This window comes from Clostridium saccharobutylicum DSM 13864 (genome assembly GCF_000473995.1).
GTDB classification, from domain to species: Bacteria; Bacillota; Clostridia; order Clostridiales; family Clostridiaceae; genus Clostridium; species Clostridium saccharobutylicum.
Window position 1 is genome coordinate 833,840 of record NC_022571.1, and the last position, 25,143, is coordinate 858,982.

A 25,143-nucleotide genomic window follows, 5' to 3' on the forward strand; every position below is an offset into this window, starting at 1 on the left:
GAGAGAGTGTGAATATAATGCGTTTCTTATTTAGTAGTAAAAATGAAGATGAAAGCAATAAAAATATTAAGTTGGAAGATAAATTTAAAGTAAAAGAAGAAACTAATTTAAGCGAAGAAATTTATCCGATTACATATTCTATTAACTATTTAAAGAATAGAACTTATGATTTAATAAAGGAAGAAAGCAGTACAACAAATGAAATAAAAAAAATAGAAGAATCATTTATAGGAGTGAAAAATAAAGCTAAAGAAATAAATATATCTGTATCAAGTTTTAATGAACATTTTAATGATATAAAAGTTGTTTCAGATGAATTCAGTAATAGAATGAATAATATATTAAAATGTGTAGAAGAATCACAAAAGAAAGTTATGAATTTAAAAGATAGTTCTAAATCAGTAGAGGAAAGTTTTAAAATTATTGAAAATACATTTGAACAATTTAAAAAATCATACGTAACAATAAAAGAGTATACAACAAGCATTATTGATATAGCTGATCAAACGAATTTATTAGCTTTAAATGCATCTATAGAGGCAGCAAGAGCAGGTGAGCAAGGAAAAGGATTTGCAGTTGTTGCAGAAGAAGTGAAGGATTTATCAGGTGAAATTAAGGAACTGGTAAATGGTGTTAATACAAGTATGGATAATGTTGAGAATGATACCAAGCAGCTAAATATATCTCTTCAAAATTCACAGAGTGCATTAAATGAAAGTTATGAAAATGTAAATGATACAGAAGAGATTTTTGATGAAATAAAAGTAAATGTAAATGGCGTTAGTGATATTAATGAAAAAATTTCGAATGCTATAAATAATTCTAATTTAGAAATAAAAAATATAAGTAATAATATAGAACATTCAACTAAATACTATGATAGAGTAACATCTGATATTAACAATCTAAATACTCAACTTACTCACAAGGGAATAATTTTTGAGGATATTAATAATTTCCTAGAACAGATGAATCCATTGATAAATAGCATAGTAGAAAAACATGAATAGAAAATAAAAAAGTGAATAAACTAAGTTTGGTAAAAATAAGAGCTAAGAATTATAATCTTGGTTCTTTTTTACGTTGCTGGTATCAAAATGAAGAAGTATTATATATTGTAGTTGATGTAATTTATTGATTATAAATAATTTTTTTATTCTTTAGAAAATTATAAGGCAGTTAAATTTGTGTATAACTTTTGAAATTAGTAGAAAAACATAGACTGAGAAGCAGATTTTCTTATTTTATAATAAAAATGCAATATTACTGTAATTAAAATAGAAAAATATAAAACATATTTTAAAGTATGTTTAATTTTATTTATATCAAATAATTAATATAAAAAGTACATATTTAATAAGTTTAGGAGTATTTTATGACAATTGGAAAAATTCAAGTGAATACATTCGATGTAATAACATTTGTAGGAATGGCAATTACTCTTTTTACAAGTATATTAAATTTGATTCAAAACAAAAAGGGACTATATATAAATAACATTACACGATATAGGGTAACATGGATAAATACATTAAGAGTTCAAATTTCAACGTTAAAAGAATTAAGTAATATAACAAATTTATATGTTATAACTAGGGAAGGAGTTGATAAAGTAGCATATAGAAGGGAGTTAGAAAAGGTTGTATCGTTGATAAAGATGCATTTAAATTTTTGTGGTCAATTAGATAATAAATTAATATTAAAGGTAGAAGAATTAAAATGCATAATAAATAGTTACTTATTAATGCATTATTTTAGAAATATAATTAAATCTATAAATAGCGATGATGAGATTGAAAATAAATTTAATGAAGCTATAGATGTAATAAGTGAAAAAAAAGTATTAGATGAGCTTTTAAATATAGCTCGGAATACTAAAAATATAAAAAACACTATTAGTATAAAAAATTTAAGTTTGCTAGATTTAAGATATAAGATTAAAGCAGAATATAATAATAATACAGAACTAATAATATGTGCAGTTAAAGAGAGTGAGTATGTAATACAGAGATGGGAGTATAAAATAGAAAAAATAAATAAAGAAATTGATGAAATAGTACAGATATATTTGAAATCAGAATGGTCTAGATGTAAAAAAGAAACTAGATTATGGCCTTTTAGTAGATATAATGAAGAAAAAGCAATAAAGCGCTTAGAAAAGGAATATAAGGCACAAGCAAAAAAATAATATTTTTCATGTGGCTAAAGAAGAAAGATATAAATATCATGCATTAAACATTATATATTGAACAAAATAATTTTATAGATTAAAAATAGAAATTATAAATTTAAATATTTCACTATTAATATAGATGAAATAAATACTATTAATTAGGAAGGTGTTATTATGGAAGGGCAAACTTTAAATAATTCAAATATTAGTTCTGGAGATTTAAAATCTAATATTACTACATTACCAAATAACATTAATATAGAAAATGCAACTAATAACAACAATACAAAAGAATCAATAACAGCTTTAGTTAAACATGGTGGAGAAGTAGTAGGATACGAGTTATCAAATGGACAAAAGATTTCTAAAGAACAAGGTGTTCAATTAGCTAGAAATGATGGAATAAATGGTGTGACTGTAGCGATTTCTAGAAAAGGTGAAGAGTATTTGAGGAGTTTACCAGATCAAGATGAAAATAATAATTTAAAATCATTGCCAATAATAAATGAATAAAAAATAATTTGATCAATTTTAAGTCTTCTTAAATTAAGGATATAATATAATGTATAATCATATTCTTTTATGTGTCTAATTATAATTTGCTTTAGATAGTTTTTTATATTACTTTTACACTTTTTTAGGTAAATGATAAAATCATAGATAAACAATAGTGTAATATTTAAAATCATATTTAAATTATAATACATTTTTAGTTGAGAATAAGCTAAAAAAAGTAATATAATTATGTTAAGTGATATATAGAAAAATGTTAGGAGATTTAATAATGAGTGATTTAAGTGATTTAAAGGAATTAACTAAAGCAAAAGCAGCAAGAGAAATGCAAGAATTACAAGATAAGATAATAACAAGATTAAGCTCTATTAAACGAGATGGAATAGATGAATTAATAAAATATCTTTTAGAAAGAACAGATTATTTTACAGCCCCAGCATCTACAAAATTTCATTCTAATTTTGATGGAGGATTAGCACTTCATTCAGATAATGTTGTTGAACTATTAATGCAAAAAAATCAGCAGTACAAATTAGGATTAAATAATGACACAATATATTTAACAGGATATTTACATGATCTTTGTAAATGTAATCTTTATGAAAAGACTATGAGATTAAAAAAGGATGAAATGACAGGAAAATGGATAGGATACGCATCTTATGAATTTGATGAAAAAATTCCTTTAGGCCATGGTGAAAAAAGTGTAATTTTACTTCAACAATTTGTTAAGTTAACGCTGGAAGAATGTTTGATGATAAGATGGCATATGGGAGCTTATGTACCTAAGGATGAGTATAGGGATTATAATAAGGCAATAGAAATGTACAAATCAGTTTTAGCATTTAGTAATTCAGATGCAGAAGCTTCACATTTCTTGGAAGAAGTAAGGGAACCAGAACTTTATGCAATAGAAGAATATAATAGATATGTAAAAGAAAAGGCTATGAAAAAACTCAATAATTAAAAATAATATTAAATTTAATAATAAGTCAAATAATAAGAAAAGATATTTTAGTATAAGAATTTTACAGGGGGGATAAACTGGCTTTAGATATTAAAAAGCTAGTTTATTTTTATAATAGATTTTTTAAGAAATAATAGATTGAAATGCTTATTTGATCTGACTGTGTTTGCTTAATAAGTTTAATTAACAACCTGTTATGATACGAAATATTCCCCTCTGTATGATGAAAAGTATAGAGGGGATTTTGTATATTATTTAATGTGACTAAGATATAATTAAAAAATAACAAGTCAATTTGATAGAATATTTTCCATAATCCTTCATTCGCAGATTGACCTAATAGACTGGCTATGAGGCGAATCTACCTCATTACCTTATAAAAAATATTCATGATAGATTGGACTTAATATTTTCTTTTATAGACGTAAAGAAAAAATCGTCATAAATAGTAGCAATTTCAGAAAAAATATAGTAAAATGTACAATGTTGTATGATGACAAATAGTAAACTAAAAGTTAAGTATTTGTAAGAACATAAATGTTTAACCGATTAAGTATATTTTTATAGTACAGCTAAAAAAACTATTTATACAAGAAAGGCAGTGATGTTAGGGTTGGAAAACAAGCTGAAGTTATACGGCTTTAACAACCTCACAAAGACACTTAGCTTTAACATCTATGATGTATGCTATGCAAAAAGTGAGCGAGAGCAAAAGGACTATATTGCTTATATTGATGAGCAATACAATTCAGAAAGACTTACAAATATTCTGTGTGATGTAACGGATATTATTGGTGCACATGTACTAAATATTTCAAAACAGGATTATGATCCACAAGGAGCTAGTGTAACTATTTTAATATCAGAAGAAACCTTAGCAGTTAAAGAAATAGATCCATCTTGTAATAAAGGTCAAATTGATATTTTGAAAACTAGGGATACTGTTGTAGCACATTTAGATAAAAGTCATGTAACAGTTCATACTTATCCAGAATATCATCCAGATAACTCAATTGCTACTTTTCGTGTGGATATTGATGTATCCACTTGTGGAGAAATCTCTCCTTTAAATGCATTAAACTACCTTATAGGAAGTTTTGATTCAGATATAATAACCATAGACTATCGTGTTAGGGGATTTACTCGCGATGTTGATGGTAAGAAATTATTTATAGATCATAAGATAACATCAATACAAGATTATATTGATGAGGGTACATTAAAGAAATATGATGCTATGGATATAAATGTATATCAATCAAACATATTTCATACTAAAATGTTAATAAAAGAAATTGAACTTCAAAATTATCTTTTCAATAGAGATGTTTATGAAATTAAGCCTAAACAAAGACTTGAAATCGAAAATAATTTAAGAAAAGAAATGATTGAGATTTTCAGTGGAACAAATATATATTAATGATAGGGAGGAAGCAGTATGATAGATAGAGAATCCCAATCAAAGGCACCTATTTATGAAGCATTAATGGAATATAAAAAAGCCAGAGTTGTTCCATTTGATGTACCAGGTCATAAACAAGGACGAGGAAATGCTATGCTTAGAGAATTTTTGGGCGAACAATGTCTTTCAGTAGATGTAAATTCAATGAAACCACTTGATAACCTTTGCCATCCAGTATCAGTTATAAAAGAAGCAGAAGAGCTTGCAGCAGAGGCTTTTGGTTCTAAGCATGCATTTTTGATGGTTAATGGAACAAGTTCAGCAGTTCAAGCGATGGTTATGAGCGTATGTAAAAAAGGTGAAAAGATTATAATGCCACGTAATGTTCATAGAAGTGCTATTAATGCATTGGTAATTAGTGGTGCAATACCAGTTTATATAAACCCAGGCATAAATAAAAAACTTGGAATACCGCTTGGAATGTCAGTTGACGATGTTAAAAAAGCAATTAAAGAAAATCCAGATGCAAAAGCTGTACTTGTGAATAATCCAACTTATTACGGAATTTGTTCTAATTTAAAAGAAATTACTAAATTAGCACATGAAAATGGAATGTATGTGTTGGTAGATGAAGCTCATGGAACACACTTTTATTTTGGAGAAAATATGCCAATGTCAGCTGTAGAAGCAGGAGCTGATATGGCAGCAATTAGTATGCATAAGACAGGAGGATCTTTAACTCAAAGTTCTTTCTTATTATTAAATTGTGATTTAAATGAAGGATATGTAAGACAAATAATTAATTTAACACAAACAACAAGTGGATCATATCTTTTAATGTCATCACTTGATTTAGCTAGAAGAGACCTTGTTCTTAATGGAGATAAGATATTTAAGAAAGTAATAGAGCTTGCAGAGTATGCAAGAGGTGAAATAAATAAGATAGGCGGATACTATGCATTTTCAAAAGAACTTATTGATGGTGATGCAATATATGATTTTGATGTGACTAAATTATCTATATTTACTAGAGATATAGGACTTGCGGGAATTGAAGTGTATGATCTTTTAAGAGATGAATATGGAATACAAATAGAATTTGGTGATATAGGAAATATTCTTGCAATTATTTCTGTTGGTGATCGTAACCTTGCAATTGAAAGATTAATATCTTCATTGTCAGAAATTAAGAGACTACATTCAAAAGATAAAGCAGGAATGTTTGATCATGAATATATAAATCCAGAAGTAGTACTTACGCCTCAAGAAGCATTTTATTCACCAAAGAAATCTGTACCAATGAATGAAAGTGATAAAGAAATATGTGCTGAATTTGTAATGTGCTATCCACCAGGAATACCAATTCTAGCTCCAGGAGAAAGAATTACTAAGGAAATTTTAGATTATATAGATTATGCAAAAGAAAAAGGATGTTTTTTAACTGGAACAGAGGATATTAAAATTGAAAATATTAATATAGTTGATTCAGTTAATAGTTAACAGATAATAATTAATAGTTTTAGATAAAAATGTGTCTTAAGTTTAGGCAGAAGTTTAACTTTAACTATTAATTATTATCTCAAACAATTAACTGGGGAAGTGAGGTAAATATGGAATTATGGTATACAGAACAGCATACAGAAAATGTTCGATTTTCAATTAAAGTTGAAAAGGAAATACACACTGAACAAACTGAATTTCAAAGAATAGATGTTTTGGAAGCAAAAGAGTTCGGAAAATTTTTTACATTAGATGGATTAATGATGGTAACAGAAAAAGATGAATTTATTTATCATGATATGATAGTTCATGTTCCAATGGCAACTAACCCTAATATAAAAAAGGTTCTAGTTATAGGTGCTGGAGATGGTGGAACTATAAGAGAACTTACAAGATATAAGACAATAGAGAAAATCGATATGGTTGAAATCGATGAAAGAGTTGTTGAAGTATGTAAGGAATATTTCCCACAAACAGCATGTAAACTTGATGATCCAAGAGTTAATATATTTTTTGAAGATGGTTTGAGATTTGTGCGTAATAAGGAAAATGAATATGACTTAATAATAGTAGACTCAACAGATCCATTTGGACCAGGAGAAGGATTATTTACTAAGGAGTTTTATGGCAATTGTTATAAAGCGCTAAAAGAAGATGGAATTTTAGTTAATCAACATGAAAGTCCATATTATGATTTTCATGCAAGAGCAATGAAAGATGCGCATAAGAAAATAGTAGGTTTCTTTCCTGTTATTAGGGTATATCAAGCGCATATTCCAACTTATCCATCAGGACATTGGTTATTTGGATTTGCTTCAAAAAAATATGATCCAATAAAAGATTTAGATGCAGATGCATGGAATAAATTAGGTATAAAAACAAAATACTATAATACAGACCTTCATGTAGGATGTTTTGCTTTACCTAATTATGTATTGGAAATGTTAGAAAATTAAACATTAAAAATTAACAGTAGATAATGAATGATAAAGGATGAATAATTAAGTTTCAATGAAACTTTAAGAATAATATTAATAAAACAGCTAAAAAATATTTAAGTTATAATTATTAATTTTTCATCCTTGATCATTCATAAAAAAGAATTGGAGGAATTAAAAATGGGAAAAGCTTTAATTATTGGTGCTGGCGGTGTTGCTAGTGTTGCTATTCACAAGTGTTGTCAAAATTCAGAAGTATTTGAGGAGATTTGTATAGCTAGTAGAACTTTATCAAAATGTGATGCTATAAAATCGTCACTAGAAGGAAAGACTAAAACTAAAATACAAACAGCTCAAGTAGATGCTGATAATGTTCCAGAATTAGTAGCACTTATTAATAAATTTAAACCAGAAGTTGTAATAAATCTTGCACTTCCTTATCAAGATTTAACAATTATGGATGCTTGTTTAGAAACAAAGGTTCATTATATAGATACAGCTAACTATGAACCACTTGATACAGCTAAATTTGAATATAAATGGCAATGGGCATATAGAGAAAAGTTTGAGAAAGCAGGAATAACTGCATTACTTGGTACTGGTTTTGATCCAGGTGTTACAGGAGTATTTAGTGCTTATGCTCAAAAACATTATTTTGATGAAATAAACTATATAGATATATTAGATGCTAATGCAGGTGATCATGGATATCCTTTTGCAACTAATTTCAATCCAGAAATTAATATACGTGAAATCACAGCTAATGGTAGCTATTGGGAAAATGGAAAATGGATAGAAACAGAACCTCTTGAAATAAAGAGAGTTTATGATTTCCCTGAAATAGGACCAAAAGATATGTACTTACTTCACCATGAAGAGTTAGAATCTTTAGGCTTAAACATTAAAGGAATTAAGAGAATCAGATTCTGGATGACATTCTCACAAAAATATATAACACATTTGAATGTGCTTGAAAATGTTGGAATGACTTCAATTGAACCAATTGAATTTGAAGGAAAGCAAATAGTTCCTCTACAATTCCTAAAAGCAGTTTTACCAGATCCAGCATCACTTGGTCCAAGAACAAAGGGTAAAACTAATATAGGATGCATATTCCAAGGTAAGAAAGATGGAAAAGATAAAACTTACTATGTATACAATGTTTGTGACCATGAAGAATGTTATAAAGAAGTTGGTTCTCAAGCAATATCATATACAACAGGTGTTCCAGCTATGATTGGAGCAAGTTTAGTAATGAAAGGTTTGTGGAAAAAGCCAGGAGTATATAATGTAGAAGAGTTTGATCCAGATCCATTCATGGAAGAATTAAATAAATGGGGATTACCATGGAAAGAAAGCTTTGATCCAACTTTAGTTGAATAAGCAACATGTAATTTGAATTTATGTGATGACTAACCGAAATAAGTAATATGATGTGTTACGGTTTCTCTGGAATTTAGATGGGTGATTCTATGATAAGAAGTTGTACCCAAAAAGCTAGCCTCAAAGACACGCTTTGAACTAGCTTTTTGGAACAACTTTTTGTCAAGAATCACTACCATCTAAATTCCAATGAAACACTCCACACATCATATTACTTATTTCTCTGTAAGTAGGCACATTCAAAGAAATGTCAGATTCATTTCTTAGTTTACTTTTCAACTGGTGTGTCAATTAAATAGGTTCATCCGTGAATTTTGTGATGTTGAATTTTAAAATACTAATTTACATATATTAAAACAAGTATTTTCAATAACTAATTAAGATTAACTATCAGCAATCACAAAATATCTTGATGAACCAAAAAATATAATTGAAAAAAGGACTGATGATTCAATGAAAGATATAGATATAAGTAAATTACCATCACCATGTTATTTGGTTGATGAAAGACTTCTTAAGAAGAATTTAGAAGTTTTAGATTATGTTCAAAAGGAAACAGGAGCTAATATTATTCTTGCAACAAAATCATTCTCAATGTATTCAACATTCCCGTTGATTGGAAAGTACTTAAAGGGAGTTACTTCAAGTTCTTTACATGAAGCTAGACTTGGATATGAAGAAATGGGGAAGGAAGTACATATTTTTTCGCCTGCATATAGAGATGATGAGTTTGATGATATAATGAAATATAGTGATCATATTGTATTTAATTCATTCAGTCAATTCAAAAAATATAGAGATAAAATTAAAAATTTTACTGGAAAGAAAATTGAATGCGGTATTCGTATTAACCCAGAATATTCTGAAATAGAAACAGATATATATAATCCATGTTTTAAAAATTCAAGAATGGGAGTTACTTTAGATAATTTTGAAGAAGATGAGCTTGAAGGTATAGATGGTTTACATTTCCATACAATGTGTGAACAAAACTCTGATACACTTGCGCGTACAATAAAAGTGGTAGATGAAAAGTTTGGAAAGTACATAAAAAAAATGAAATGGATTAACTTCGGTGGTGGTCATCATATTACTAGAGAAGATTATGATATAGAAACACTAATTAAATCTATTAATTTCATTAAAGATAAGTATGGAGTAAAAGTATATCTTGAACCAGGTGAAGCTATCGCTTTAAATGCAGGATTTCTTGTGTCAACAGTTTTAGATACAATGAAAAATGGAATGGATATAGCAATACTAGATACATCAGCAGAATGTCATATGCCAGATGTACTTGCAATGCCATATAGACCTAATATAATAGGTGCTGGAAAGCCAAATGAATTTGAATTTACTTATAGATTTGGAGGACCAACTTGCCTTGCTGGTGATATTATAGGTGATTATTCATTTAAAGAACCTTTAAAGCCAGGGGACAAATTAGTATTCTGTGATATGGCTATTTATTCAATGGTTAAAAACAATACTTTCAATGGAGTGAATCTTCCTGCTATTGTAAAGTATAGTGAAGAAAAAGGAATTGAAATAATAAAACAATTTGGATATGAAGATTTTAAATCTAGATTATAATATTTAATAAATTAATAATTAGAGACATGAACTAGAGTATATATATGTAGTAGTTTTAGAGAATAATAATTTCTGAGACTACTATTTTTTTATGCGGCTAAAATCATAAAAAGGATTTGATTAAAATGATATTCTGCAATATATTTTAAATCTATATAATATAATTTAGTATGAAGCGTACAAAATGAGGGGTAAAAGGAAAATTACCTATATTATTTCTTTTTATTCCTTATTTTGTACGTTTAAAGGAAAAATGGTTAACATTTATGTATAATTATGAGAAAATAGCAACGTATAAAGATTATCTAAAAAGAAAAATAATATTTATGAAAAAGAAATTAATTAAAGGATTAAGTGTATTTTTAATTAAGGATAATTTTAGCTTTGATATAGAAAATTAGTGTGCTAGGAATTTAAAAATAATGATGAATATAAATTGTTTATTAAAATAGACCAAGATTTTATAAGTCAACTCAAATAAGAGTTATTAAAAAACTAGTTTTATTTATAAAAAATTCAAAAAAGAGGCTGTCTTGAAATAGATATCAAATTTCTATTTTGAAACAGCCTATTTTAAGTGTAAAAAATTTCTTGGTGAAGTAAATGAACTTGTTATTTTTTTAAATGTGCTTAAATTAAGAATAAGCTCAAAGATTAGAATTAATTTAGTGTAAAAGTGGAGGGAAGGATGTATTTATGAAAGATGATTTTATATCATATGAAAATTTAAGAATATCAACTTATGAAGTGAAATTTGTAAAAGAAATGCATATAGAAAATTGTTTGAACAACCATGCTACTTTGAATCTTATATGTATTTTAGATGACGAAATGAAAGATAATTGTGTACAAGATACAGATCAAGAAACTCCAATAGAAGTGTTTTATGAAAAGGAAGAAGCACATTTCTCTTTATTTAATGGTGTTGTTACAAAAGTAAAGGTTAAGGTAATTAATTACGTTTATACATTATTTATAGAAGCTAAAAGTTTTGATTATAAAATGGATATTGAAAAGAAAAAAAGAGATTTTCAAAATATAAATATGAGTACTCATGAACTTATAGATGAGGTAATGAAATCATATCCTAACGCTAACTATAATATAAACATTCCTAATGAACCAATTGGAGAATTTATACTTCAATATAATGAAACAGATTATGAATTTTTAAAGCGTATAGTATCTAGATATAATCAAACTCTTATAAGTGAAATGGAACTTAAAAACATTTATTTATATTTTGGAACTCCAGAAAAACATGTGGAGCTAAAAACACAAATAGTAAATTATACAATCTCAAAAACAGTACATGAATATAATGATGTAAAAAATAATGATGTGTTTGATGTTTTGGAAACAGATTTTATTACTTATAAAATAAGGACTCAAGAAATATTGAATCTTGGAGAAAACTTTGATTTTAAAGGTAGACAATTTTATATTTATAAAGCGGTATATACAATGGAGGAAGGTAATTTAGAGAATATATATGAATTAAGAGCAAAAGGTGGTCTTAGATCAAAACGTTTATTTAATATGAACGTTATAGGAATATCGATTAATGGATCTATATTAGAAGTAAAGAGAGATAGAGTAAAAGTTCAATTAGAAATCAACAGTGATACTGATGCGTCTATAGCATATTGGTTCCCATATTCTACAGTTGCAGCATCAAAAGATGGTGGAGGATGGTATTGTATGCCTGAAGTTGGAGAAAGGATAAGATTATATTGTCCAACAAAGGATGAAAGTAAGGCATTTGTTATAAATGCAATAGATACTCATGAAGCGAAATCTGGAGGGGGGGCCAATGAAGATAGAATGTCTAATCCAGATAATAAATCTTTAAAGACAGATGCAGGTCAAGAAGTTAAATTCACACCCAATGGAGTATCGATAGAATGTAGCGGAGGACAAGCGGCCGTAAATTTAAATAAAGATGGAACTATAGAAATTACAGGGCAAAAGAATATAAATATTGCTTGTGCTCAGAATCTTTCACTAAAAGCAGGAAATGAAATGACAATTAGTGCACAAAAGAGTGTGGATATTTTGTGTGAATCAGGAAGCAACGTTATATTATCAGAAGCAGATGAAATATTAGTCAATGGAACTAGGGTTCAGAACAACGGATAAGAAGGAGGCATTAATTATTATGAATATAGATGAAAAAATAGCAAAATTAAAAATGCAGCAAAGGCTTGAAAAGGAAAATGAATTAAAAAAAGAGTCACAAAAAGAAGAGATCTCTTCTATAGAAGAAGAGATTACCCTTAAAGAAGTTATTGAACAAATAAGTGAAGGGGCATTAAGGATAAATAATACTAACTTTAAATTTGTAAAAAAAGTGTTCTTAAATGGAAAGTTAGAAATACCAATGCCATTAGCATATTTTGAAGAAAGAGTAAATACTGAGAAGAATACTACTTTAGTTAATGATAATAATGGTGTAAGTTTTACTTTAGCTTATGTAGATAAAGGTGTTCAAAAGCAAAGCTTTGCTAAGTTTAAAAAAGGTATGGAAAAAAACTTTAAAGATATAGATCTTTATTTAGAATGGATGGAAGAAGGGGAAGTAGGAGAGGGTGCTTCTAAAGTATCTTATGGAACATATAAGACGCCTACAGGAAAAGGTCAAATTTATAATCTCATATTCTACAGAGAGTATAAAGGAACTTTAATAATTGGAAATTATAATTGTTTTGAAAAAGATATAAAAACATGGGGGCTTTTAATAAAAGCAAGCATAATGCTTATGAAAGTAAGATAAAGATAAGCTAAATAAGGCATATGAAAATAAATAACTAGTCCAAAATGTCATGATTATTTTTTATTGGGAAGTAAGGAGATTTGTCTCATAGCGGACTATTAGATTTTGGAAGGTGCCTTAAAGGGAGGGAGTAAAAAAGTGGAAGGAAATCAAATTGGTGAAGCGATTAACTATGAGAAAGTCCGAGTTAATGGTTACAATTTAGAATCAATTAAAAGCTTGAAATTAGAAACTAATATAAATGAACATACTGTCTTAAATCTAACAGGCATTTTAAAAAACGAAGTTAAAGATAGTGATATTGCTTCAACGACTAATAATAAAACTATAGAGGTTTATTATGTAGAAAATGAAAGTACAACATTATTTTATGGAATTGTTACTAACATAGAAATAAACGTAAAATTTGACGTATATATGTTAAATATTGAAGCAAAAAGTATGTCATATTTAATGGATATACAATTAAAATCAAAATCTTTTCAAAACATATCAATGACAACTCATACTCTTATAAAGTCTATAATGCAAAATTATAGTGATTCTAACTATATTATTAATATACCTGATGAGGAAGTAGAAGAACTGCTTGTACAATACGAAGAAACAGACTGGGAGTTTTTAAAAAGGATAGCATCTAAATATAATCAAGGCTTATTTCCAGTTATGGAAGGTAAGAAAATACAATTTGTAGTGGCAGTACCAGAACAGTCTAAAGAATTGAAATCAGAAAATGTTAATTATAAAATACGTAAAGATTTAGAACATTATGAATATATGCATCAAAATTATTTACCAGATGCAAGTGAAGTAGATTACATTACTTATGAGATGGAAAGCTATGTGGTATTAAAACTTGGAGATAATATACAATTTCAGGGACAAAATTTTTATGTATATCATGGAAGTTATGAAATAAAAGATGGTACTTTAATTAATAACTATAAATTAAGAATTAAAAATGGATTAAGACAGAAAAGAATATTTAATACAAAAGTTATCGGAAGTTCAATTGATGGGAAAATAATACAAGTTCAAAGTGACTTAGTGAGAATTCATCTAGAAATAGATGAAGTTCAAGATCAAGGAACAGCTTATTGGTTCAAGTTTTCTACTATGTCAGCATCAAGCGATGGTAGTGGATGGTATTGTATGCCAGAGATGGGGGATAGTGTGAAAGTATATTTTCCTACTAAAGATGAAGATGAAGCATTTGCAGTTAGTGCAGTAAGTGGATATGAACAAGGAGTAGGTGAATCAGAAGATAGAATGGGAAATCCAGATAATAAGTATTTGAGAACTACTCATGATAAGCAGGTAAAGCTTACACCTGATGGGATTTTTATTTCCTGTGACAGTGGACAGGCAGACATGAGTCTTACAAGTGATGGAACACTTAGTATTACAAGTCAAAATAACATAGATATTAATGCAGAACAAAACATTAAAATTGAAGCTCAAAAAAGTTTTTTAGTAAGTGCAAAACAAGGCATAAATTTTGCTTGTGACAAAGGTGGAGGCTTAGAATTTGATAATTCAGGAAATATAAAAGAAAAGGGCACAAAAGTTAATAACAATTAAAAAATTATTTATTTGTGTGTACCTAAACCCAAAAGTATAAGTCCTAATAAGAAAGAAGGGATTTTATGAATAGAGAAGAGTCTTTAAAAGAGTTTAAAGAAAAAATAGTCAAAGCTTTAGGTGAAGAAAGTATAGAAACTTTTGAAAAAAATTTTAAAGATAATGAAGAAAAAGTTAAAGGAATGTTAATAAACGGAATGAGAACCTTAATTAACAGAGCAAAGAACATTAAAGAGAACAATAGTGAAAATAAAATAGCAGTTTTTCAATTTGAACTTCTTAGAATTAATATTTTAAACGAATCTTATAAGATATTAATTCATGGATATAATTCCTCTTGGTATTTGGATCCTAAGCCTATATATGAAGAAATAGATTTAAGTTTTTTATTTGAACCTTTTATTAAAGTTAAGGAAAAATTGATTAAAGAGAAAAGAATTTATATGGGCAAAGTTAATAATTATGACATACAAAAAATGATATTTGAACTTGTAGTGAAATGTTATAAGAATATGTCAAAGACAATAAGGAATTGGTTTTGGAATTTAGATGAAGAGGAATGGATTAACGAAAGGGTAATAGAAGATTTTTATATAGTAAAGTGGAGTGAATATCAAGGAAGAAGTGAAACTCTCTTTGCTATGGACAATAGAGAAAAGAATATAAAAGAACTTTTAGAATTGAAAGAGCAGCCTGAAGAAAAATTACCTTTTGTATACACTGTCTGGAAAAACAGTATTTTAGAAGATGGAGTTTTAGCAAAGCAAAACATGTTATTTATTAATTTTAAAGGCAGCAATCTTAAAGATATAGATTTTTCAGAATGTAACATAGTAAGAGGTCAGTTTAAGGATACAGAAGTAAAAAGATGTACACTTGTGAAATGCAATTTAATAGGGTCATCTTTTCAAAATTCTAAAATCGAAGATTCTGATTTTAGCAATGGAAATTGCACAGGTGTGGATTTTAGGCAAGCAGAACTTAGATATGTAAATTTTTCAAATTCAAATCTTAAAAAGTCTAATTTTATAAATGCAAAGTTTAAAAATGTATCTTTTGAAGGAGCAGATTTAGAAGATGCAGTATTTAGTGCTAAAGATATACCTTTTATTAATTTAACTTCAGAGCAGCTTCAAACTATATATATAGATGGAGGCGAAGAAAGATGAAATACTTTGTTTTAAAGCAAGATAGAAATTTAGAAAATGCAATTGAAATAGAAGGCTTTAATAACAGCCAAAAGATGACATTACTTAAGGCAGATGAAGATAAGTATAAAGATTCTACCAATGTACTCGTACATGGAAATGAAAATAGCATTTATCCAGATTTAATACAAGCACCAGTGCTTATAATTTCAGATGAGCTTCATAAACTTTTTAAATTATATGAAAACACTGTAGTTTATAAAATAGCAGTATTTTCAGATTTAAAAAGGAAGAAGCAGAAAGTATATAGATTAGTTCTTCCAGAATTATTAGATGCATTAAGTGATAAGTCTGTTTTCTTTAAAAATGGCTGGATAGATAAGATAGTATTAGATGATGAGAAAATTGGTGACTACAATATATTTCAAATCAAAGCAGGAGTAGATTATTACTTTATAGTGTCTCTTGATGTAGTGGAAAGTATGCTTAAAAGAGGATTATTTGTAGGAATTAAATTTGAGGAAGTTGAGGTGATATAAGATGGCAAGTGAAAATGAAGAAAAATATGGTGTTATAGCTGGAACAGCAATAAATGAAGTTGAAAAAGGCGTAAAAGGTACAGTTAACTCAGTAAAGCAAATTGGGACCATGGCTCAGAGAGCCGGAGGTTTTGCACTTAGAGATGCTACAAATGAATGGAAATGGCTCAACTTATCACCAGAAGAAAAAGCAGCTGAGAAAGAAAAAGAAAAGCAAGCAGCAGAGGAGGCAAAAGCAGAAGCAGATAAAGCAGACGCAGATAAAGCAAAGGCAGAAGATGATGAAAAGGAAAGGATAAAAAATCTTGAAAAAAGCTATATAGTTCATACAGCAGCTATTACTTGTAGTTGTGCGCTTCATGAAAGTTATGTTGTAGTTCCAGAAGGCCATGGGGAATTTATACATGGAATTCCTCAGTTAAATATAGGAGATAGTAAGCCAGAAATAAATATAAGAAGTTTTGGAATATGTAAAAGTCCTCAAAATCCAAGTGTACAAGAAAATGCTAAAAAAATAGCAGATGAGGTTAAAAATAGACCTAAAGGCTTTACGGAAAAAGTTATGGATTTCTTTTCAAAACCACCAGCTGAAGATGTGGGTAAAGATTTACTAGAACAATGTGTAGGAGAATGTACTCCAATAATAGCTACAGAGTGGATAGATGGAAAAGAAGATGTTCTTGTTGATGGTAAACCTGCATTACTTGGAAAATGTAAACTTACATGTTTATATGGCGGAGAAATTAAATTATATACAAGTGGACAAAGGGAATAAAAATCTAATTAGAATTATAAATGAAAAGGAGGTATTATAGAATGCTGACATATAAAAGTCTAAAAATAGAGATACCTTATGATGCAGTTCAAATTGAAGATATAGATATATTACAACCTATAAATGATCATGCATATTTAAAGATTAAACTTTTGATAGAAGAAGGAAAAATAATAGAATATATAAATAAAAATGTTAGCGAAGAAAAAGTGACTGTATCTAGAATTGAAGATAACGGTGAAGAAACTAAATTATTTGTAGGAAAGATAAATAAAGTTTTTATGTCATATGAAGGCAGCGTTCAAATTATGGAACTAGAAGCTGTTTCATATACAAAAGATTTTGATATTAAGAAAAATAGCAGAACTTTTTGTAATTTAGCAATGACTTATCAAGAAGTTATAACAAAGGTTTTAGAAAGGTATAGTAATAAAGCATTTACAGACAACATAACGAACGGACAAGCAATAGGAGAATTTATTCTTCAATATGAAGAAAGTGATTGGGAATTTTTAAAGAGAATAGCTAGTCATTTTAATGGTGTACTACTTCCAGAAGCTACTGAAGATTATGGAAGATTTTATTTTGGAATACCGGATTTAAATAACAATAAAGAGATAAACATAGATGATTATGAAGTAGTAAAGGATATAGATAGCTTTAATAAGTTAGAAGCTATGGGCTTTGAAGAAAATTTTCTTCAGGAATATACAACTTGGGATATTGTAAGTCCAATTAAATTAATGCTTGGTGAGAAAGTTTTATTTAATAAAGTTAAATGTGTAGTAGCAAAAATTCATACTGAAGTATATAAGGAAGAAATTAGAACAATATATACTTTAGGGATTCAAAGAGGGCTTAGAACCACCTATAGAGTAAATCACAAGATTTTTGGAATGAGTATTCCTGCAACAGTTAAAGATGTAAAAGGAAATAATATGAGTGTTCACTTTGAAATAGATTCAGAAGATGAAGAGTGCTCAAATCAAAAGTACTTTACATATGCAATAGAAAGTAGTGCATGGTACTGTATGCCAGAGAAGGGAAGCCAAGTTCATATATACTTTCCAACTAATGAAGAAAAAGAAGCAATTGCAGTTCATGCAGTAAGAATTGGAGCAGGTTCAGCTAAAACTCAAAATCCTGATATTAAGTCATTTTCTCATACAGGTGGAAGTGAAATGAAACTAACACCAAGTGATATGAATTTTTCACCAGGAGGTGGTGGAGTAAGTTTAAACTTAGCTCAATCAGGGGATGTCTCTTTAAATGGACAAAATATAAATCTTACAGCTAATGAAAACTTAGAGCTTGGAATGAGAGATGGAAGTGGAGATGTGCCGGCTTTTAGGCCACAAAATATAGATATTTCGGCTAAGAGTAAAATAGAAATAGCAAAGGGTGGTATTGGGATTCAAATTGCTGATGAGACATTTTTAAAGGCATCTGTAATTAAATACGAAGGAAGTATTAAGGATCCAGTAGAAATACCAGATGAAATAGCTCATAGGAATGATGAGGATGCAGATAATATAGAAAAAATAAATAACCAAGCTAAAGTAAATATGGAAGCAAAAGTTGATGAAGCTAAAAGTAAAATTGGTTTTGGAGTAGTTGCTTCAGTAATTGGAGCAGTTGCAGTTGGAGTTGGGGTTGCCGTATTTGCAGCAGCTACAGTTGCAACGGGAGGGTTAACTCTTGCTATAGCTGGAGTTGCAGTGGCATCTGGTGTTACAGCTATGGCAGTAGGTGCATCTGAAACCAGTGAGGGGCTGTCGAATTATAGTAAATCCCAGAGTGGTGATTACTCGAAATCCTATAATTTTATGCGGGATACTGTCTGTGGTGGAAATGAAGGTCTTTATAATGTTGTAAAATATGGATCTGTTATGATTGCAGGAATAAGTACTGCATTGTTAACAGGTGGAGCATCTTTACATGAAATGGCAGTTACAATGGGGAAAATAGGACTTGATTCAGGCATAAATACAGGATTCGAATTACTTGCAGATTACGCAGATGATGGAAAGATTGATAATGGTTGGGAAAGTTATGCTGAATCGTTTGCTTTAAATTGTGGATTAAGCGGTGGAGGTACAACTGCATTTAACGGGTTGAATAAGCTGGAAAAAATTAAGAAGTTGGAATGCGGAACATTAGGCAAGATAAGGTTTGGAACAGATGTTGCAGTAGATATGGCAGGGCAGCTGGCAACTACAGGTGATGCAAATTTAACAACTACTCTTTTAAGGAAATATATAAGCAATAAAGTATGTTTTTCTGACCCAGTAGATGGAGCAACAGGAAGTTTGTATATTCCAGCAACAGATATAGTACTACCAGATATTCATGAAGAATTTAAGATCGAAAGAAAATATGAATCAGTAAATAATAGATTAGGACTTCTTGGTATTGGATGGACAACAAGTTTTGAAACTTTCGTTGAAATTGAAGGTGAAAAAATAAATGTACTTTGCACCGATGGTCATGTAGAAAGCTTTTATTTAATTGAAGATGAATGGGTAAATGATAAAGGCGGAGCTAAGATTTATGATTTAAAACAAGAAAATGATTATTGGATATTTAAAACTGCTTTTGATAGGAAAACTTATAAGTACAATAGATCAGGAAAGTTAATAAATATAACTGATAAGCATAGTAATAAAGTTTCATTAACTTATATAGGAGAAAATATTGAAACTTTAACAACATTCTCAAATTATAAATTATCATTTACTTATAAAGATGGAAAAGTAATTGAAATAAAAGATGAGCTTGGAAGAACAGTTCAATATAAATATACTGGAAATTATTTAACAGCTGTTATCCATGTTGATCAAGGAATAACAAGATATACCTACGATGAAAAAGGATATATAAGCAGCATAACAGACCAAAATGGAAATACTTATACGAAAAATTTCTTTGATAAAAAAGGAAGAGTAATCCGTCAGGACTTCCCAAATGATGATACATGTAAAATAACTTATGATGATTCAGAAAAAGAAGTAACATTCTATTATACTAAGAGTAAACGAACAGAAAAAACAAGATTTAATAAAGAGGGTTTAATTACACATTTATTTTATGAAGATGGAAGTACAGAAGAATATAAATATGATGAATATCAAAATAAGATTTATATAAAGGATAGAAATGGATTTGAAACAAATAGAGTTTATGATGAATTTGGTAATTTATTAAAGGAAACTTTAGCAAATGGACTAATAACAGAATATATATATGATAAAAATAATAATTTAATTCAAGAAAAAGATAATGAGGATAAGGAAATTAGTTTTGCTTATGACAGCATTGGTAATTTATTAGAGAAGAAAACAAAGATTTCAGTTGGAAATTGGACAACTGAAAGTTATAAATATGATTCATATGGAAGAATTTTAAGTAAAACAGATGGTAATGGAAATAATTCGAAATATGAATACCAAAATGCAAGCAACTTAGAAGGAAAGCAAGAAAAAGATCCAGTAAGAGTAATAACAAATAGTGGATATGTATATTCATATACATATGATAAAGTAGGCAGAAATACTGAAATACAAACAGATTATGGAACAATAGAATTTGCATATAACAATTTAAATTTTGTAGCAAAAATTAAAGATGCAAATGGAAATGTAACAATAAAAAATTATGATAACATGGGTAATTTAACAAGTATTTATACACCAAATGCATGTTTTAATGGAGGTATGTCAGAAGAAAGTTACAGATATACCTACGATCATATGGATAGGCTCATAAGCATAAAAAATCCAGTTGGAATAATAGAAAAAAACATAAGAGACAGCGAAGGAAATATTATAAAAGAAATAAATCCTAATTATTATAATTATGAAACTTACGATGGTATAGGCATAGAGTATGAATATGATAAGGATAATCGAAAAATAAAAACTATTTATCCAGATGGAGGAATAGAAAGATTCTTCTATGATTCAAATGGAAATGTTATAAAGCATATAAGTCCAGAATACTACAACGAAGAAACTGATGATGGTTTAGGTTATAGTTATACTTATGATTCTATGAATAGACTTAATTCTATAATAAATGAAAAAGGAATTGTAGAAAAGACTTTTGAATATGACTTGCATGGAAATATCATAAAAGAGATAGATTGTGAAGGAAATAGTATTTTATTTAAATATGATTTGCTTGGTAATTTAATTGAAAAGAGAGTCCCAGTTGAAAAAGATATTTATGGAAAGATTAGATACAATTTAACTTGCTATGATTATGATAGAAATAGTAATAAAATTTTAGAAAAGCATGGAACAGCAGTAGTATCTGAAAAAGGAATCTGTAGCAGTTATCATGAAATTTATTTTAAATATGATAAAGAAAACAGGCTTATAGAAGTTAAAGATAAATACGGAGCGAAAGCACGATATAAATATGACTGTTTAAATAAAAAGACTTTTGAAAGCTTTAAGATTAATGATTCAACAACAAAAGCAATTCATTATATTTATGATAAAGTAGGAAATTTAATTCAAAAGAAGGAAGAAATAAATGGAAGCTTTGTAGCACCAGAAACAAAGGGCAGAAATGTATGGGCTATAACAAACTATGAGTATGATAAAAATGGAAATATAACAAAAATTATAACTCCAAAAGGCTTTGAAATAGAAAGGGTTTATGATAAAGCTGATAGGCTAATTGAGCAACATGAAAAAGATGAAGCTAATGGAATTTTTAGAAGTTATGTTTATAAGTATGATAAAGCAAATAATATAACAAGCCTAAGTGAATATTCTGGAGAAGAAGCAAAGCTTATAAGAAGTAAATATATAAGCGAAAATGATTATAGAGTACATTGGTCTGAGAGATATGAAAATAAAAAAGAAAATGAAAGGTTATTTAGCAGGTTAGATTTTGAGGAAGATAAAAAGAAAAAATCTTATGTTTATGATTCACAAAGCAGACTTACTAATTTTATAAATTTCTCAGGAAATACAACAAGGCTATTTTATGACAAAAACGACCGAATTATAAAGCAGGTATTACCAGAGCAATATGATGAAGGCGCAGATGACGGAGTAGGAACAACTTATTTTTATAACTTAAAAGGACAAGTTATTGAAGTTAAAAATGCTTTGGGAGAAACAATAACTAAAAATACTTATGACCCTAAAGGAAATCTTAAAACTTCAATAGATGGGGAAAATAATAAAGTAGAATACACTTATACAATGCTTGGGCAAATAAAAGACATTGTGACTCCAAACTCAAGAAAAGAAAATAAAGCAGCTCAAAGCTATAAGTATGATGCAAGAGGAAACATTACAGGAATAACAGATGGTAATGGAAATGAAACAAGTTATATTTTAGATGACTGGGGAAGAATAATTCAAATAACAACACCAGAAGGCGGAGTTGAAAAATATACCTATGACTACGCAGGAAATATAACAAGTACAACAGATGCTAATGGTGGAACAATAGAGTATATCTATAACAGTTTAGGACAAGTATGTGAAATAAAAGATCAAGCAGGAAATAGTGAATATTTTTATTATGATAACGAAGGAAATCTAACAAAACATGTTGATAGAAATCAAAATCATGTGGATAGAATTTATAATTTAGATAGAAATATAGTTTCAGTAAAAGCTTATCAAGTTGATGAAGAAGCAATAGCTTTAGAAGCAAAAAAAGCTGAAGAAGCTAAACAAAAAGAATTAGAAAAAGCTGAAATAAAATCAGAAGAAGGCTTTATAACTACGCCATTAAGCCAGAAACATAGAAGAAGAAGCTTCACGGAAAGACAAAAAGAGAAACAAGAAAAACAAAAAACAGAAGAATTAGAAGAAAATAATTCTAAAATAGAAATAATAGAAAATCCAAATAAAAATAAACTAGAAGTAGTAGATCAAACATTCAAATATAATCCAGATGGTACTTTAAAGAATGCATATACAGGAAATATGCAGTATGAATATGCTTATAATATTGAAGGATTATTAGAATCTAAGAGTGCTTCAGGAAGAACTCTTTTAAGCTATACTTATGATAAAAACCAAAATATAAAAATGATCAAAGATATTACAGGAAAAAGCAGTGTTTATAGTTATGATGAAGTTGATAGAGTTAAGCTAATTCAAGATGATAAAGATGTTACGTTGGCAACTTACGATTATTATAAAAATGATAGCATAAAATCTGTTACTGTTGGAAATGGATTAAAGACAGATTATACTTATGATGGTGATGGCAATGTACAAAGCTTAGTTACAATAACATCAACAGGTGAAGTTCTAGTAGATTATAACTATGCCTATGACTTGAATGGAAACAGGCTTCAAAAAGTAAGTTCAAAGCATAAGAATTTCTATAGTTATGACTCGATGAATCGCCTTGTTGATTCAAGCTACGATGGTCGATGTGAAAGTTTCACTTATGATAAGGTAGGCAACAGATTAACTAAAACTACAAATGATATTACAGAAAAATATCTTTATAACGCGAAGAACCAATTAAAGGAATTACACAATAATTATGGAATAAACCACTTTACTTATGATAAACAAGGAAATACAATAAAAGAAGAAACTTCAACTGGAAATAATATCTTTGAGTACAATACTTTAAATCAACAAGTAAAGGCTATAACTAAAGAGGGAAATACTTTAGTTAGTAGGTATGATGCGCAAGGGTTAAGAGCAGAAATTGAGGAAAATGAAAAGTTAACTAAATTTATTTTCCATAAGGATAATGTTTTGGTTGAGGCTGATAAAGATTGGAATGTTGTTTCTAGGTTTACTAGAGGATATGAAGTTGTTGCTGCTGATATTACAGAAGTAAATAATCATTCAGATTTAGACTTTAGCTCAAATATAAATAGATTCTATTATACAACTGATGAACAAGGTAGTACAGTATTTATTAGTGATAGAAATCAGCAAGTAAAAAATGAATACAGGTATGACGCTTTTGGAAATGTTCTTGAAAGTAAGGAACAGGTTCATAATAGGATAACTTATACTGGGCAGCAGTTTGATCGCATAACTCAGCAGTATTATTTGAGGGCTAGGTTTTATAATCCTGTTGTCGGTAGATTTACTCAAGAGGATATTTATAGGGGCGATGGGCTAAATCTTTATGCTTATTGTGGGAATAATCCTGTTAGATATTATGATCCATCTGGTTATGTATTTTTAGATAATTTGTTGTATGATTCCTCAGAAGATATTACTATACGTACAAAGATAACACCAAGTGAAGAAGCAACATATGGTTATTGGACAGGAGAAAGAGGTAATTCTAATTTTGTGTTTACAAATACTGAGAATAAAGCTTTACACAATAGAGTAGAAAAATTGATGAATCAACATAATAGGAATTATATTCCATATAGGGATGGGCAAGTAGATTTTGATCATTTGGCTGTATTTACAGTAGATGTAGAAGTTTCTTCTGACAGAAAAATAACTCACCCAAGAACTAATGAGGAAATTGCTAAACAGATTGTGGCGTATAATGGTGATTATAGCAAGATGTATGATGAAAATGTAATGGGAATTGCTAGTGGTTCACAAAAATCTCAAGAAACTGCAAAAAGTATTATTGAATCAGTTCAAAAAACTGCTGGTAATAAAGCTTTATCCGAAAATGCACGAATATTTGCTGTAAACAAAGAGATAAAGAAAAAACAAAAAGAGTTTAAGCAGACTATTCATGAAGAAAATTTGGTAACAGGAATGGGAAAAAATAAAACTCAATGGGTTGACACTGATATAAATAACCAATTTGGGCATTTGGGTGGAACATCCGATGCAAAAAGACAGGAATTAGAAAAGAGTATGTGTAAGAGCAAATAAAGGAGATGTGTATA

At 28.5% G+C, this 25,143-nt stretch carries 17 protein-coding genes; all 17 read left to right on the forward strand.

Going from position 1 to position 25,143, the window contains the following annotated elements; translation table 11 throughout:
* Positions 1–17: 17 nt before the first annotated feature.
* Complete coding sequence (locus CLSA_RS03755; RefSeq protein WP_022744069.1) at positions 18–1,010, forward strand: methyl-accepting chemotaxis protein; 993 nt, start codon at positions 18–20, stop codon at positions 1,008–1,010.
* Between the two features lie 365 nt (positions 1,011–1,375).
* A complete protein-coding gene (locus CLSA_RS03760) occupies positions 1,376–2,188 on the forward strand; it encodes a hypothetical protein (RefSeq protein WP_022744071.1) in 813 nt (270 codons plus the stop codon).
* 159 nt (positions 2,189–2,347) lie between these two features.
* Positions 2,348–2,686, forward strand: a complete 339-nt coding sequence (locus CLSA_RS03765) for a DUF3892 domain-containing protein (RefSeq protein WP_022744072.1) — start codon at positions 2,348–2,350, stop codon at positions 2,684–2,686.
* A 271-nt stretch (positions 2,687–2,957) separates the two neighbouring features.
* Positions 2,958–3,653, forward strand: coding sequence for a hypothetical protein (locus CLSA_RS03770; RefSeq protein WP_022744073.1), 696 nt, complete (start codon positions 2,958–2,960; stop codon positions 3,651–3,653).
* A gap of 601 nt (positions 3,654–4,254) precedes the next feature.
* Positions 4,255–5,073 carry an adenosylmethionine decarboxylase gene (speD, locus tag CLSA_RS03775; protein ID WP_171770610.1) on the forward strand — a complete coding sequence of 273 codons (819 nt, stop codon included), beginning with the start codon at positions 4,255–4,257 and terminating at the stop codon, positions 5,071–5,073.
* A gap of 18 nt (positions 5,074–5,091) precedes the next feature.
* Positions 5,092–6,555: an aminotransferase class I/II-fold pyridoxal phosphate-dependent enzyme gene (locus tag CLSA_RS03780; protein WP_022744075.1), complete on the forward strand. Its 1,464-nt coding sequence runs from the start codon at positions 5,092–5,094 to the stop codon at positions 6,553–6,555.
* 110 nt (positions 6,556–6,665) lie between these two features.
* Positions 6,666–7,511: a polyamine aminopropyltransferase gene (gene speE / locus CLSA_RS03785; protein ID WP_022744076.1), complete on the forward strand. Its 846-nt coding sequence runs from the start codon at positions 6,666–6,668 to the stop codon at positions 7,509–7,511.
* 162 nt (positions 7,512–7,673) lie between these two features.
* A complete protein-coding gene (locus CLSA_RS03790) occupies positions 7,674–8,876 on the forward strand; it encodes a saccharopine dehydrogenase family protein (protein ID WP_022744077.1) in 1,203 nt (400 codons plus the stop codon).
* 453 nt (positions 8,877–9,329) lie between these two features.
* Positions 9,330–10,469 (forward strand): carboxynorspermidine decarboxylase, encoded by a 1,140-nt coding sequence (gene nspC / locus CLSA_RS03795; protein ID WP_022744079.1) that lies wholly within the window; start codon positions 9,330–9,332, stop codon positions 10,467–10,469.
* A 266-nt stretch (positions 10,470–10,735) separates the two neighbouring features.
* Entirely contained in the window at positions 10,736–10,870 is a 135-nt protein-coding gene (locus CLSA_RS24190; RefSeq protein WP_022744080.1) for a hypothetical protein, read from the forward strand.
* Positions 10,871–11,165: 295 nt separating this feature from the next.
* Positions 11,166–12,608 carry a contractile injection system protein, VgrG/Pvc8 family gene (locus tag CLSA_RS03800; protein ID WP_022744081.1) on the forward strand — a complete coding sequence of 481 codons (1,443 nt, stop codon included), beginning with the start codon at positions 11,166–11,168 and terminating at the stop codon, positions 12,606–12,608.
* Between the two features lie 19 nt (positions 12,609–12,627).
* Positions 12,628–13,242, forward strand: a complete 615-nt coding sequence (locus CLSA_RS03805; protein ID WP_022744082.1) for a hypothetical protein — start codon at positions 12,628–12,630, stop codon at positions 13,240–13,242.
* Positions 13,243–13,380: 138 nt separating this feature from the next.
* Complete coding sequence (locus CLSA_RS03810) at positions 13,381–14,823, forward strand: phage baseplate assembly protein V (protein ID WP_022744083.1); 1,443 nt, start codon at positions 13,381–13,383, stop codon at positions 14,821–14,823.
* 65 nt (positions 14,824–14,888) lie between these two features.
* Entirely contained in the window at positions 14,889–15,992 is a 1,104-nt protein-coding gene (locus CLSA_RS03815; RefSeq protein ID WP_022744084.1) for a pentapeptide repeat-containing protein, read from the forward strand.
* Positions 15,989–16,510 carry a hypothetical protein gene (locus CLSA_RS03820; RefSeq protein ID WP_022744085.1) on the forward strand — a complete coding sequence of 174 codons (522 nt, stop codon included), beginning with the start codon at positions 15,989–15,991 and terminating at the stop codon, positions 16,508–16,510. Before CLSA_RS03815 ends, CLSA_RS03820 begins: the two co-directional genes overlap by 4 nt.
* Position 16,511: 1 nt before the next feature.
* Positions 16,512–17,285, forward strand: a complete 774-nt coding sequence (locus CLSA_RS03825; protein WP_022744086.1) for a DUF4280 domain-containing protein — start codon at positions 16,512–16,514, stop codon at positions 17,283–17,285.
* Between the two features lie 41 nt (positions 17,286–17,326).
* Positions 17,327–25,129: an RHS repeat-associated core domain-containing protein gene (locus CLSA_RS03830; RefSeq protein WP_052334783.1), complete on the forward strand. Its 7,803-nt coding sequence runs from the start codon at positions 17,327–17,329 to the stop codon at positions 25,127–25,129.
* Positions 25,130–25,143: the final 14 nt, after the last annotated feature.

Coding starts and splice junctions, on each gene's coding strand:
- nspC (WP_022744079.1), top strand. CDS start 9,330: ATGAAAGATATAGATATAAGTAAATTACCATCACCATGTTATTTGGTT.
- CLSA_RS03805 (WP_022744082.1), top strand. CDS start 12,628: ATGAATATAGATGAAAAAATAGCAAAATTAAAAATGCAGCAAAGGCTT.
- CLSA_RS03790 (WP_022744077.1), top strand. CDS start 7,674: ATGGGAAAAGCTTTAATTATTGGTGCTGGCGGTGTTGCTAGTGTTGCT.
- CLSA_RS03770 (WP_022744073.1), top strand. CDS start 2,958: ATGAGTGATTTAAGTGATTTAAAGGAATTAACTAAAGCAAAAGCAGCA.
- CLSA_RS03760 (WP_022744071.1), top strand. CDS start 1,376: ATGACAATTGGAAAAATTCAAGTGAATACATTCGATGTAATAACATTT.
- CLSA_RS03825 (WP_022744086.1), top strand. CDS start 16,512: ATGGCAAGTGAAAATGAAGAAAAATATGGTGTTATAGCTGGAACAGCA.
- CLSA_RS03820 (WP_022744085.1), top strand. CDS start 15,989: ATGAAATACTTTGTTTTAAAGCAAGATAGAAATTTAGAAAATGCAATT.
- CLSA_RS03765 (WP_022744072.1), top strand. CDS start 2,348: ATGGAAGGGCAAACTTTAAATAATTCAAATATTAGTTCTGGAGATTTA.
- CLSA_RS03780 (WP_022744075.1), top strand. CDS start 5,092: ATGATAGATAGAGAATCCCAATCAAAGGCACCTATTTATGAAGCATTA.
- CLSA_RS03800 (WP_022744081.1), top strand. CDS start 11,166: ATGAAAGATGATTTTATATCATATGAAAATTTAAGAATATCAACTTAT.
- speE (WP_022744076.1), top strand. CDS start 6,666: ATGGAATTATGGTATACAGAACAGCATACAGAAAATGTTCGATTTTCA.
- CLSA_RS03815 (WP_022744084.1), top strand. CDS start 14,889: ATGAATAGAGAAGAGTCTTTAAAAGAGTTTAAAGAAAAAATAGTCAAA.
- CLSA_RS24190 (WP_022744080.1), top strand. CDS start 10,736: ATGTATAATTATGAGAAAATAGCAACGTATAAAGATTATCTAAAAAGA.
- CLSA_RS03755 (WP_022744069.1), top strand. CDS start 18: ATGCGTTTCTTATTTAGTAGTAAAAATGAAGATGAAAGCAATAAAAAT.
- CLSA_RS03830 (WP_052334783.1), top strand. CDS start 17,327: ATGCTGACATATAAAAGTCTAAAAATAGAGATACCTTATGATGCAGTT.